The sequence below is a fragment of the Pseudomonas sp. DrBHI1 genome, assembly GCF_002205115.1.
GTDB lineage: Bacteria > Pseudomonadota > Gammaproteobacteria > Pseudomonadales > Pseudomonadaceae > Aquipseudomonas > Aquipseudomonas mosselii.
In genome coordinates, this window is the sequence record NZ_NIBE01000026.1 from 88,815 (window position 1) to 100,846 (window position 12,032).

Consider the following 12,032-nt stretch of genomic DNA (forward strand, 5'->3'; position numbering starts at 1 on the left):
GGGTGAGCGGGCCGTCGGTCTGGCCCAGGTGCACGCCGACGCCCAGGCGCGCGGCCAGTTCGGCGTCGTCGTTGATGATCAACTGAGTGCCGTAGCGTTCGCAAAGCTTGGTCAGCGCTTCAGCTTCGCGCAGGCGACGTCCGGCGTCTTCGCTCTTGTCGCGGTACTGCAGCAGGCAGACACCGCCTTCGAGTGCTGCCTCGACATGGCTCAGAAAACGGCCGGCGAGCAGCTGGCTGTCGGTGATGGCATACAGACCGCGGAGCGTCATCGGGTAGCCTCGAGTCAGGAACAGAAATCCAGGGGCAGGCGGCGCGGCACGTACTGGCCCTTGCCCAGTTGTTCGGCGTCGCGCAGGGTCCGCCAGGTGTAGTCCAGGGCGCTGCGCACGGCGCTGGTCAAATTTTCGCCCAGGGCCAGGCGGCCGGCCAGGGCGCTGGCCAGGGTGCAGCCCGAGCCGTGGTAGCTGCCAGGCAGGCGCTGGCAAGTCCAGGTGTGCTGCTGGTCGTCGCGGCTATACAGGCGGTTGTGAATTTCCACTTCGTCGCCGTGACCGCCGGTGATCAGCAGGTGTCTACAGAACGGCAGCAGCTTTTCGGCGCATTCGTCCGCGGTGCCTTCAGGCAGTTCCGCCAGGATACGCGCCTCCGGCAGGTTCGGCGTGGCAATGGTGGCCAGCGGCAGCAGGCGTTCGCGCAGCGCGTAGCCGACCTCGTCCTTGCCCAGGCGACCGCCGCCGCCGGCGCGCAGCACCGGGTCGCAGACCAGTGGCAGGTGCGGATGGGCGGCGAGCAGTTCGGCGACGGTGTCGACCATCTCGATCGAGCCGAGCATGCCCAGCTTCACCGCGGCCACCGTGGAATCGGCCAGCACGGCGTTGGCCTGGGCCAGGACCCACTCGCGGTCGAGCACGCGGAAGTCGGAAACGTTGACGGTATCCTGCACGGTCAGGGCTGTCACGGCGGGCGCGGCGTGACAGCCCTGGGCGATCAGGGCTTCGATATCTGCCTGCAGCCCGGCGCCACCACTGGGGTCGTGGCCGGAGAGACAGAGGACAACGGGGCGGGAGCTGTAGGTATTCATGGTCGGCGAGCTTATCACCAAACCTTTTTCTGCGGTTCGCTCGCGGCGAGAGAATTGCTGATCAAGTGGTCAGTTTGGCCTGGCTGTATATTCTGAAATATGCATTCTAGAGCCTCTGCGTTCAAAATCTGGGTGGCTCATTGCCAGTGCTGGAGGCTATGCTAGAGTGCTCGGATAACTCGATAAATGGGTTCTGCTGGATCACGTCGTCTCAAAGGGATGGGAGGCAACCGCGACGCGACCGGACAGGCCATGCTGGGGCTGTATGCGCTATTTGCTGATTGTGCTTCTGGGCTGCTTGCCCGTGCTGGCCGGAGCGGTCGAATTCGACGACGCCACCGGACGCCTGCCGCTGGGTCGGTACATGCAGGTCTATGAAGACCACGATGGCAGCGCCAGCATCGCCCAGGTCAGTTCCGCGGCGTTCGCCGGGCGCTTCCAGGCGCATCAGGACGACGTGCTCAATGCGGGCTACTCCACGTCGGTGTTCTGGCTGCGGGTCGATCTTGCCTATGCCGCCGCCCCTTCGGCTGCGCCACGCCAGTGGCTTCTGGAACTCGCCTATCCGCCGCTGGATCACCTGGAACTCTACCTGCCGGATGCTCAGGGCACCTATCGCCTGGCCCGGCGCACCGGTGACGCGCTGCCCTATGCCAGCCGGGAGATTCGCCAGAACAACTACCTGTTCGAATTGCCGCTGCAACCCGGCCAGGCGACCACCGCCTACCTGCGCCTGCACAGCCAGGGCTCGATCCAGGCGCCGCTGACTTTGTGGTCGGCCGAGGCCTACCTGGAGGACCAGCCCACACGCCTTTACGTGCTGGGCATGATTTACGGCGTGCTGCTGGTGATGCTGGTGTACAACCTGTTCATCTACCTCAGCGTGCGTGATGTCAGCTACCTGTACTACATCCTTTATATCGCTTCGTTCGGTCTCTACCAGGTGTCGGTCAACGGCGCTGGCATCGCCTATTTCTGGCCCGACAGCCCGTGGTGGGCCAACGCCGCCACTCCGTTGTTCATCGGTGCCGCCGGGCTGTTCGGCTGCCAGTTCGCCCGCCACTTCCTGCAACTTGGCAGCCTCAGCCGGGGCTTCGACCGCCTGCTCAAGGGGTTGATGGCCGGCGGCGCGCTGGTCATGGTGCTGGCAGTGAGCTTGCGCTACGGTGTGGCGCTGCGCATGGCCACGGTGTTGGCGCTGCTGTTCACCGTCGGTATCTTCAGCGCCGGGCTCTATGCCTGGTGGCGCGGTTTGCGCGTGGCGCGCTGGTTCATCATCGCCTGGACCGCCTTCCTCGTTGGCGGGTTGGTCAACACCCTGATGGTGTTGGGCTACCTGCCCAACGTGTTCATTACCATGTACGCCAGCCAGCTCGGCTCGGCACTGGAGGTAGCGCTGCTGTCGCTGGCCCTGGCCGACCGCATCAACAGCCTGCGCGAGCAGCAGGCACAGACCCTGCGCGAGACCGGGCGCACCCTGGAACAACTGAACCTGCAACTGGCGCGTAGCAACCGGCTCAAGGACGAGTTCCTGGCCACCGTGACCCATGAACTGCGCACGCCGATGAACGGCGTGATTGGATCGCTGGAGCTGCTGCATACCTTGCCCATGAGCGCCGAGCAGGCCCAGTACCATCGCACCGCCACAGGTTCCGCCCAGGACATGATGGCGATGGTTGACGACATCCTGATCCTCACCGAACTGCAGGCCGGGCGCCTGCGCAACCAGGGCATGGCGTTCAGCCTGCGACGCCTGCTCCAGGAACTGCGCGCCGGCTATGCCAGCCAGGCGCTGGCCAAGGGCCTGTACCTGAGCCTGGACATCCCCGCCGACCTGCCCGACAGCCTGGTCGGCGATGCGCAGAAGCTCGCCCGCTGCCTCGCCTGCCTGGTGGATAACGGGCTGAAGTTCACCCATCAGGGCGGTGTCACCGTGCAGGCCCGTGGCCGGCGCACCGGGCCGGACAGCTTGGTCCTGAGCCTCACGGTCAGCGACAGCGGCATCGGCTTCGACGACCTGGACCAGGCGGTGCTGTACCAGCGCTTTTCGCAGGTGGACGGCTCGATGACCCGGAGTTACGGCGGGCTGGGCATCGGCCTGTCGATCTGCCGGCAACTGGGCGAGTTGATCGGTGCGCAGCTGTCCCATGAGTCGACGCCGGGGCTGGGCAGCCGCTTCGAGCTGACCCTGGCCCTCGCGGTGGCGCAGGTGCAGATACCGCCGACGCGTGCCGTTTCGGGGCTGGAGCGCTTCTGACGAGTCCGTTGGTTACAGGGACTGCGCAGGGTTTGAGGGCGCGAAGCGCCCCCATGTAGTCCGTTTTGTCACTTTGACTCGAGGGCCTGCGGTGCTTCACTGGGTTATCCAGGCATGACCCGATCCAGGAGGCCGCCGATGAACCTGCACCAGTTCGCTGAAACCCACGAAGTCACCAACCAGCCGCCGTCCCTGGACAGCGCCAACCTGTATCGCCTCGATCAGCCCCTGCAGGAGTGGTCGCGCCGGTTCGGCGCCGGCTGGGCCGAATCGCGGATCGACGCCTACGGCGCCCTGGCCGGTGGTCCGCTGATGGCTGCGGGTTTCCTGGCCAATGCCCACAAACCCGAGTTCAGCAGCCATGACCGCTATGGCCACCGTATCGACCTGGTGGAGTTTCATCCCGCCTATCATCAGCTGATGCGCACCGCCGTCGAGCACGGCCTGCCCTCGCTACCCTGGGCCGAGCCAAGGGACGGCGCCCATGTGGCGCGGGCCTCGATGACCTACCTGCACAGCCAGGCCGAAGCCGGTACCGGCTGTCCGCTGACCATGACCTTCGCCGCCGTGCCGGCCCTGCGCTTGCAACCCGAGCTTGCCGGCTACTGGCTGCCGAAGGTCCTGGCCCGTGAATACGACCCGCGCAACGTCGGCGACCGGCACAAGGCCGGTGTCACCATCGGCATGGCCATGACCGAGAAACAGGGCGGCACCGATGTTCGCGCCAACACCACCCGCGCCTACCCGGTGGGCACGCCCGGCCCGGGCCAGCCCTATGAGCTGGTGGGGCACAAGTGGTTCTGTTCGGCGCCCATGTGCGACGCCTTCCTCACCCTGGCCCAGACCGAAAAGGGCCTGAGCTGCTTCCTGCTGCCGCGCCACCGGCCCGACGACAACCGCAACCAGTTCTACATCCAGCGCCTGAAGAACAAGCTGGGCAACTGTTCCAACGCCTCCAGCGAGGTGGAGTTCCGCGGTGCCCTGGCCTGGATGATCGGCGAGGAGGGGCGCGGCGTGCCGACCATCATCGAGATGGTGGCCATGACCCGCTTCGACTGCATGGTCGGCTCCAGCGCCCTGATGCGCCAGGCCCTGACCCAGGCCGCGCACCACTGCGCCCACCGCAAGGTCGGCGGGCGCGTGCTGGCCGAGCAGCCGCTGATGCAGAACGTGCTCGCTGACTTGGCCCTGGAGAGCGAGGCCGCCCTGGCCCTGAGCCTGCGCATGGGCCAGGCCCTGGACCGCCTCGACGACCCGCAGCAGGCGCACTTTGCCCGCCTGGTCACGGCCGTGGGCAAGTACTGGATCTGCAAGCGCGCCCCCGGGATGATCAACGAGGCCGCCGAGTGCCTGGGCGGCGCCGGCTATGTCGAGGACAGCATCCTGCCGCGGCTGTACCGCGAGGCGCCGGTCAACTCGACCTGGGAGGGCTCGGGCAACGTGCAGTGCCTGGACGTGCTGCGGGCCTTGTCGAAGGAGCCGGGCGTGCTCGAGGCGCTGTTCTGTGAGTTGGGAGACGGCCATGGCGATCCGCGGCTGGCGGCGTTCATCGGCAACCTCAAGGGTGCCTTCGCCGATACCGGTGATATCCAGTACCGCGCCCGGCAACTGACCGAGGACATCGCCGTGGCGCTGCAGGCCAAGCTGCTGCTCGAGGCGGGCAATGCCACGGTGAGCGATGCGTTCATCGGCAGTCGCCTGGGCGGCGGCGGGCGGGTGTATGGCGCGTTGCCACGCGGCGTGGACGCCGAGGCGCTGGTGGCCAGGGCCACGCCGGCGTGGGCCGGGTAACGCCCTCGTGGGGGTGTATTTGCCCGGCAACGCAGGCAAGATGGCTGTCATGCATCCCCTAAGACAGGAAGCCCAGTGTGAGCCAAGCGTTTGTAGTCGTTGATACCCCCGAACAGGCCGTCGACCGTCTGGCGGCCCTGCATGAACAGGCCACCGGGGCCTTGAGCCAGGCCCTCAAGCGCTACCTCAAGGACCGCACCGAGCCGGGCGACGAGGAGCGTGCGTTGTTCCGCTACCCGGCACTGCGCCTGACCTACTCCAGCCAGGGCGAAGTCGCCGCCACCACCCGCGCCTACGCCAAGGTCCAGGTGGACGGCACCTACAGCGTCACCGTCACCCAGCCCGCGGCGTTCCGTGGCTACCTGCTCGAGCAACTGCGCCCGCTGATGCACGACTACACCGTGACCGTGGAAGTCGGCGTCAGCGAGCAGAACATCCCGTACCCCTACGTGGTCGACCAGGGCGACGAACTGGCCGGCAGCGGTATCACCGCCGCGCAACTGGCGCGGGTGTTCCCCAGCACCGACCTGTCGGCGGCCACCGACAACATCGCCGATGGCCTGTACGACTGGGAAAGCGCCGAGACCCTGCCGCTGGCGCTGTTCGACGCCGCCCGCGTGGACTTCTCCCTGCGCCGCCTGGTGCACTACACCGGCAGCGACTGGCGGCACATGCAGCCGTGGATTCTGCTGACCAACTACCACCGCTACGTCGACCAGTTCATCGCCCATGGCCTTGAGCAGTTGCGCGAGGACCCACGCTTCGTGCGCATGGTCCTGCCGGGCAACGTGGTCATCGAGAAGGGCATGGACAACGGCGAGGCCCAGGCCCTGGTCGCCAGCGTGGTCTGGCACCGCTACCAGATGCCGGCCTACCACCTGATCGCCGCCGACGGCGATGGCGTGACACTGGTCAACATCGGCGTCGGCCCGTCCAACGCCAAGAACATCACCGACCACCTGGCGGTGCTGCGCCCGCACTGCTGGCTGATGATCGGCCACTGCGGCGGCCTGCGCCAGTCGCAGACCATCGGCGACTACGTGCTGGCCCACGCCTACATGCGTCGCGACGGCATCCTCGACCGCGTGGTGCCGCCGAACATCCCGATTCCGGCCCTGGCCGAGGTGCAGCTGGCGTTGCAGGAGGCGGCCGCGCAGGTCACCGGCGAGCGTGGCGAGCAGCTCAAGAAGCGCCTGCGCACCGGCACCGTGCTCACCTATGACGACCGCAACTGGGAACTGCGCTGGGCCCAGGAACGTCCGTTGATCAACCTGTCCCGCGCCGTGGCGGTGGACATGGAAAGCGGCACCATCGCGGCCCAGGGCTACCGCCTGCGCGTGCCGTACGGCACCTTGCTGTGTGTCTCCGACAAGCCGCTGCACAGCGAGATCAAGCTGCCGGGGTCGGCCAACGCCTTCTACAACCGCGCGGTCAGCCAGCACCTGAAGATCGGCATCGCCGCCCTTGATCTGCTGCGTACCGAGCTCAACTCGCTGCACTCGCGTAAACTGCGCAGCTTCGATGAGCCGCCGTTCCGCTGAGGATCCATGTCCCTGCCACCCCGTAGCACACCGCGCCGCCCTGCGGCGCGGCCCACCGGCCCGCGTCGCCAGCCCAAGGCGCCGCCGGCCGAGCCGCGCTTGATCCTGTTCAACAAACCGTTCGATGTGCTCACCCAGTTCAGCGACGGCGAGGGGCGGGCCACGCTCAAGGACTTCATCGACATCCCCGGCATCTATCCGGCCGGGCGCCTGGACCGGGACAGCGAAGGCCTGCTGCTGCTGACCAACGACGGGCGCCTGCAGGCGCGCATCGCCGATCCGAAGCACAAGCTGGCCAAGACCTACTGGGTGCAGGTTGAGGGTGAGCCGAGCGAGGAGCAGCTAAAGCGCCTGCGTGATGGCGTCGAGCTCAACGACGGGCCCACGTTGCCGGCCCAGGCGCGTCTGCTCGAGGAGCCCGAGCTGTGGCCGCGCAATCCGCCGGTGCGTTTTCGCAAGAGTGTGCCGACCGCCTGGCTGGAGCTGGTGATTCGTGAAGGACGCAATCGCCAGGTGCGGCGGATGACGGCGGCGGTGGGATTGCCCACCTTGCGCCTGGTGCGAGTGCGGATTGGCGACTGGACGATCGAGGGACTGGAGCAGGGCTGCTGGCGCGAGGTGCCAGCGAAGCTTTGAGCCGCACGCGTCCCCCGGCAATTTCTGCCTTGATGCTGAAATCTGGGGCTGCTTTGCAGCCCTTTCGCGACACAAGGCCGCTCCTACAAGGAAGGGGGGCGTCAGGCCGCTACACCCCTTCGATAAACCCCACCACCACGCTCTTGATGATGAACGCCAGCACGCCAAGGCCCAGTACAAAGAACAGGATCAGCGTGCCAAAGCGCCCGGCCTTGGACTTCTTCGCCAGGTCCCAGACGATGAAGCCCATGAAACCGATCAGCACGGTGACCAGGACGATCATCATCCATTCTTCGAATACTGCGGGATCCATCGGTTCACTCCAGGCAGGTTGAGCCCCCGATCATACGCTGCACGCGCGAGGATTCAACGCAGGTGGGTCAATGGCAGTTCGGTGCTGGCCAGCACCTGGTTGAGCACGAAGCTCGAGCGCACGCTGGTCACCCCTTCGATACGGGTCAGGCTGCCCAGCAGCAGCTTTTGGTAGTGGTCCATGTCCGGCACCACCACCTTGAGCTGGTAGTCGGCGTCCATCCCGGTGACCAGGCTGCACTCGAGTACCTGAGGCAGGCTGCGAATCGCCGCCTCGAAGGTCTCGAAGCGCTCGGGCGTGTGCCGGTCCATGCCGATCAGCACATAGGCGGTCAGGCTCAGGCCGAGCTTCTTGCGGTCCAGCAGGGCCACCTGGCGCGAGATGTAGCCGTCGTCCTCGAGCTGCTTGACCCGACGTGAGCACGGGGAAGGCGACAGGCCGATGCGTTCGGCCAGTTCCTGGTTGGAGATGCGCGCATCGCGCTGCAATTCGGCGAGGATGCTCAGGTCGTAGCGGTCGAGCTTGCTCATGGAAAAGGCCTTTTCTGTTCGGATTGCTGCGAATTATCGATCCTGAGTGAAAAATTGCGCAAGCGCTATTTATCAGAGCAATCTTCGCAATCCTCTGCCCCGGCGTCTGGCCTATCTTTATCACCAGAATCACTGCCCGGACATCAGTCCACGGCGACGCGCCCTAGGCGGGCGGTCGCGGCCAGCCATCCAACAGGATCCGCCAGGCCCCCGGGCTACGCACTGTCCAGAAGACGGCGCGAGGTGAGCCGGTGCCACAAGCGCCGAGCACGGACGACAATTCCCGAAGGGAGGCCGCAAGGCCTCCCTTTTTTATTGCGCCGCAGGCTACGCTTGCCAGGCCAGCGAGCAACCCATTCAGGCCTTTGAGCAATTGGCGCACCAGAATGTCGGCTAATTTAATCTGCCGGTCGCGTTCTGCGGAGTAGACTGCCGACGATAATGGCGGGTGTTTGCATCGAGAGGAACAACATGAGTTCGCGCATCTGGCGGTTGGCAGGTGTTGGTTTGCTGGGCCTGGGCATCAGCCTGGGCGCCCTGGCCGAAGGGCCTGGAGAAGGGCATGACGGTCATGGTGGCCAGCAGGAGCAGGGCGGTGGCGAACGGCGTGGCTCGCCGCTCAATTCGCGTGACGAAGTGCGTCAGACGCAACCGCCACGCCAGGGCTATTACCAGGACATTCCCCGTCGCTACGGCGATAACCGTCACTGGGAAGCGGGCGGTCCGGGTCAGCGCCCCGGTGGCGACTGGTCAGGTCGGCCCGACGGTCATGGCAATGGCTGGGGGCCAGGGCCGCAGTACCATCCCGGGCATACCGTCGACCGCTTTCCGGATCGCTATTGGAAGGTGCCGTACCGCGGACAGGACTACTTCTACTCCGGCGGCTACTGGTACCGCCCCCATGGCGGCGGCTACGTGGTGGTCACACCGCCCTACGGCGTGCGCGTCGGCTACCTGCCGCCCTACGCCCGTGAAGTGTGGCTGAGCGGTGCGCTGTTCTTCCTGGTGGCCGACACCTACTACCAGTACCTGGCCGACAGCCGCGAGTACGTGGTGGTCAACCCGCCCGCTGTGGCGCCTGCGCCAATACCGCAGCAGGGCGGCGGCTACGATGTGATCGCCTATCCGATGTATGGCCAGGGGCCGGAGCAGCAGGAGCAGGACCGCTATCAATGCCATCGCTGGGCGGTGAGCCAGTCGGGATTCGATCCGGCGACCGCCACCTATGCGCCGCCGGCCAATGTGGCGGACAACTATCGACGGGCCTTGGGGGCGTGCCTGAGCGGGCGTGGCTACAGCATCAATTGATGGCGCTTTTGCGATAACCGGCTACACCGGGTCGGCGTGGACCATCACATCGGCCCGTGGATAGCGCTGGCGAATGACCTGCGAGGCCTGCACGCACAGTTCATGAGCGGCATGCAGCGGCATGTCGCCGGGCAGCTCCAGATGCAGTTGCACGAACCACTGGCTGCCGGAGACCCGTGTGCGCAGGTCATGCACCCCCCTTACCCCGGGGATCGCCAGCACCACTTCGAGCATGCGCTCGCCGATATCGGCGGGCAGTTCCTTGTCCATCAGGATCGCCGTGCTCTCGCGGGCGATCTGCAGCGCGCTCCACAGGATGTACAGGGCGATCCCCAGGCCGAACAGGGCGTCGAGCTGAGGCCAGCCGTAGCGGGCCAGGAGCAGCGCCAGCAGGATGCTGGCATTGAGCAGCAGGTCGGAGCGGTAGTGCAGCGAGTCCGCGCGCACGGCGGTGGAGCCGGTCAGGCGGATGACCTTGCGCTGGAGCGCCAGCAGCGCCACGGTCAGCGCCAGGGAAAGCAACATCACCGCGATGCCGACCGCGGTATCGCCCAGGGGCTCCGGCGACTTCAGCCGCTCCACCGCCTGCGCCCCGATCAGCACCGCGCTGACCCCGATGAACAGCGCCTGGGCCATGCCGGCCAGGGCTTCGGCCTTGCCATGGCCGAAACGGTGGTCGTCATCGGCCGGGCGCAGCGCGTAATGCACCGCCAGCAGGTTGAGGAAGGAGGCGGCGGCATCCAGCGCCGAGTCGGTCAGCCCGGCCAGCAGGCTGACCGAGCCGCTCAGCCACCAGGCCACGGCCTTGCTCAGCACCAGGATACAGGCGACGCTCAGCGAGGCGCGGGTGGCCAGGCGCAGCAGGCGTTGGTGTTCGGCGGTGGCGGTCATGCGCAGGGGATCATCCGGATCAGGTCAGGCCGCGGGTACCAGGCCGTAGCTGGCCAGTTGCTCGACACTGCCGCGGTGCTGGATCAGCCGCGGGTCGTTCAGCGGCAGGCGCTGGCCCAGTTCGCTCTCCAGGATAGCCTGCAGCTTGGCCCTGTCGACCTGGCCATCGGCATTGATCGCCGGCTTGAGCTTGGCCGGGTCGATCTGCGCGCTCTTGCCGCCAGGGTAGTAGATGGCGCCGGTGGCAAAATCGATGCCGAAGGCGATCAGGCCGGGAATCACGTAGAACAGGATACCGATGGCGTCCATGGCCGCGACCACGGGGTCGATCTTGCCTTCGATCTGGCCGCGACGGTCAGGGTAGAACAGGGTGCCGCAGGCCGTCAGCTGGGTCAGCAAGGTGGCGATCAGGGCGCCACCGATGACGCGGGAAGGGATGCGCATGTGAATCTCCGGAAGATAACGACAAACAAGGGCGCGGCAATCGTGCACGCCTGAGGTTAAGACCATGATAGGGCAGCCTCGGTTCGCCGTTATACTCGGTCGATTGTTCGAGGACCACCATGATTTCATTACCGATCGATGCCGTACTGTCCGACCTGCGCCAGGCCCTGGCCCAACGTGACGAAGCGGTGCTCGAGGCGCCTCCCGGCGCCGGCAAGACCACCCGCGTGCCCCTGGCCCTGCTTGATGAGCCCTGGCTGCAAGGACAGAGCATCCTCATGCTCGAGCCCCGGCGCCTGGCCGCCCGTGCCGCTGCCGAGCGCCTGGCCAGCGAATTGGGCGAGAAGGTCGGCGAAACCGTGGGCTACCGCATCCGCCTGGACAGCAAGGTCGGCCCGAACACGCGCATCGAAGTGGTCACCGAGGGCATCCTCACCCGCCGCCTGCAGGCGGATCCTGCGCTGGAGGGGGTGGGGCTGCTGATCTTCGACGAGTTTCACGAACGCAGCCTGGATGCCGACCTGGCCCTGGCCCTGAGCCTCAACGGCCGGGCGCTGCTGCGCGACGAGCCGCCGCTGAAGGTCCTGCTGATGTCGGCGACGCTGGAGGGCGAGCGGCTCTCGCGCCTGCTCGACGACGCGCCGATCATCAGCAGCCAGGGACGCATGCATCCGGTGGAGATCCGCTGGAGCCGGCCCTGGCAGCCTGGCGAGTTCGTCGAGTCGCGGGTGGTCGACTGCGTGCTCCAGGCCCTGGCCGACGAGTCCGGCAGCCTGCTGGTGTTCCTCCCCGGACAGGCCGAGATCCGCCGTGTGCACCAGGCCCTGCAGGAGGCCGTGGGCGAGCGTCCGGACATGCTGCTCTGCCCGTTGCACGGCGAGCTTGACCTGAGCGCCCAGCGCGCCGCCATCGAACCGGCGCCCAAGGGCCAACGCAAGGTGGTGCTGGCCACCAATATCGCGGAAACCAGCCTGACCATCGACGGTGTGCGCGTGGTGATCGACGCAGGTCTGGCGCGGGTGCCGCGCTTCGATCCCGGCAGCAGCATGACCCGCCTGGACACCCAGCGCATTTCCCGCGCCAGTGCCACCCAGCGTGCCGGGCGTGCCGGTCGCCTCGAGCCCGGCGTGTGCTATCGACTGTGGTCCGAGGCGCAGCACGATCAGTTGGCGGCCCATGGCAGCGCCGAGATCCTCCAGGCCGACTTGGCCGGGCTGGCCCTGCAGCTGGCGCGCTGG

The 12,032-nt window shown here is 66.7% G+C and carries 12 protein-coding genes; 6 read left to right on the forward strand and 6 right to left on the reverse strand.

The genetic code is table 11. The features are described 5' to 3' along the window. Both CC207_RS27385 and CC207_RS04405 read right to left on the reverse strand, forming a co-directional pair. Positions 1-271, reverse strand: a 271-nt coding sequence (locus tag CC207_RS27385) for a thiamine phosphate synthase (protein WP_371916437.1), incomplete at its 3' end; no start/stop codon positions are given. A gap of 14 nt (positions 272-285) precedes the next feature. Further along, a complete protein-coding gene (locus tag CC207_RS04405) occupies positions 286-1,083 on the reverse strand; it encodes a hydroxymethylpyrimidine/phosphomethylpyrimidine kinase (protein WP_088851645.1) in 798 nt (265 codons plus the stop codon). 265 nt (positions 1,084-1,348) lie between these two features. On the opposite strand from CC207_RS04405, the gene CC207_RS04410 reads away from it, so the two are divergent. The 4 genes from CC207_RS04410 to CC207_RS04425 all read left to right on the forward strand — a co-directional run bounded on the left by CC207_RS04410 (position 1,349) and on the right by CC207_RS04425 (position 7,308). After that, complete coding sequence (locus CC207_RS04410) at positions 1,349-3,340, forward strand: hybrid sensor histidine kinase/response regulator (RefSeq protein WP_088851646.1); 1,992 nt, start codon at positions 1,349-1,351, stop codon at positions 3,338-3,340. 138 nt (positions 3,341-3,478) lie between these two features. Next, positions 3,479-5,131, forward strand: coding sequence for an acyl-CoA dehydrogenase family protein (locus CC207_RS04415; protein WP_088851647.1), 1,653 nt, complete (start codon positions 3,479-3,481; stop codon positions 5,129-5,131). Between the two features lie 77 nt (positions 5,132-5,208). Continuing rightward, entirely contained in the window at positions 5,209-6,672 is a 1,464-nt protein-coding gene (amn, locus tag CC207_RS04420; RefSeq protein WP_028690411.1) for an AMP nucleosidase, read from the forward strand. Positions 6,673-6,678: 6 nt separating this feature from the next. Further along, complete coding sequence (locus CC207_RS04425; protein ID WP_069016277.1) at positions 6,679-7,308, forward strand: pseudouridine synthase; 630 nt, start codon at positions 6,679-6,681, stop codon at positions 7,306-7,308. A 109-nt stretch (positions 7,309-7,417) separates the two neighbouring features. Here the strand turns inward: CC207_RS04425 and CC207_RS04430 are convergent, their stop codons facing one another. Further along, positions 7,418-7,621 (reverse strand): DUF2788 domain-containing protein, encoded by a 204-nt coding sequence (locus CC207_RS04430; protein WP_028690413.1) that lies wholly within the window; start codon positions 7,619-7,621, stop codon positions 7,418-7,420. A gap of 53 nt (positions 7,622-7,674) precedes the next feature. Further along, complete coding sequence (locus CC207_RS04435; protein ID WP_011535815.1) at positions 7,675-8,151, reverse strand: Lrp/AsnC family transcriptional regulator; 477 nt, start codon at positions 8,149-8,151, stop codon at positions 7,675-7,677. 471 nt (positions 8,152-8,622) lie between these two features. Between CC207_RS04435 and CC207_RS04440 the strand changes: the two genes are divergently transcribed. Further along, positions 8,623-9,459, forward strand: a complete 837-nt coding sequence (locus CC207_RS04440) for a DUF6515 family protein (RefSeq protein ID WP_028690414.1) — start codon at positions 8,623-8,625, stop codon at positions 9,457-9,459. A 21-nt stretch (positions 9,460-9,480) separates the two neighbouring features. On the opposite strand, the gene CC207_RS04445 is transcribed toward CC207_RS04440, so the two are convergent. Together CC207_RS04445 and CC207_RS04450 are read right to left on the reverse strand one after the other, a co-directional pair. Continuing rightward, positions 9,481-10,350, reverse strand: a complete 870-nt coding sequence (locus CC207_RS04445) for a cation diffusion facilitator family transporter (protein ID WP_028690415.1) — start codon at positions 10,348-10,350, stop codon at positions 9,481-9,483. Between the two features lie 24 nt (positions 10,351-10,374). Continuing rightward, positions 10,375-10,794 (reverse strand): polyribonucleotide nucleotidyltransferase, encoded by a 420-nt coding sequence (locus CC207_RS04450; RefSeq protein WP_088851648.1) that lies wholly within the window; start codon positions 10,792-10,794, stop codon positions 10,375-10,377. A 119-nt stretch (positions 10,795-10,913) separates the two neighbouring features. On the opposite strand from CC207_RS04450, the gene hrpB reads away from it, so the two are divergent. Further along, the coding region (gene hrpB / locus CC207_RS04455; RefSeq protein ID WP_088851649.1) for an ATP-dependent helicase HrpB at positions 10,914-12,032 on the forward strand (1,119 nt) is incomplete at its 3' end.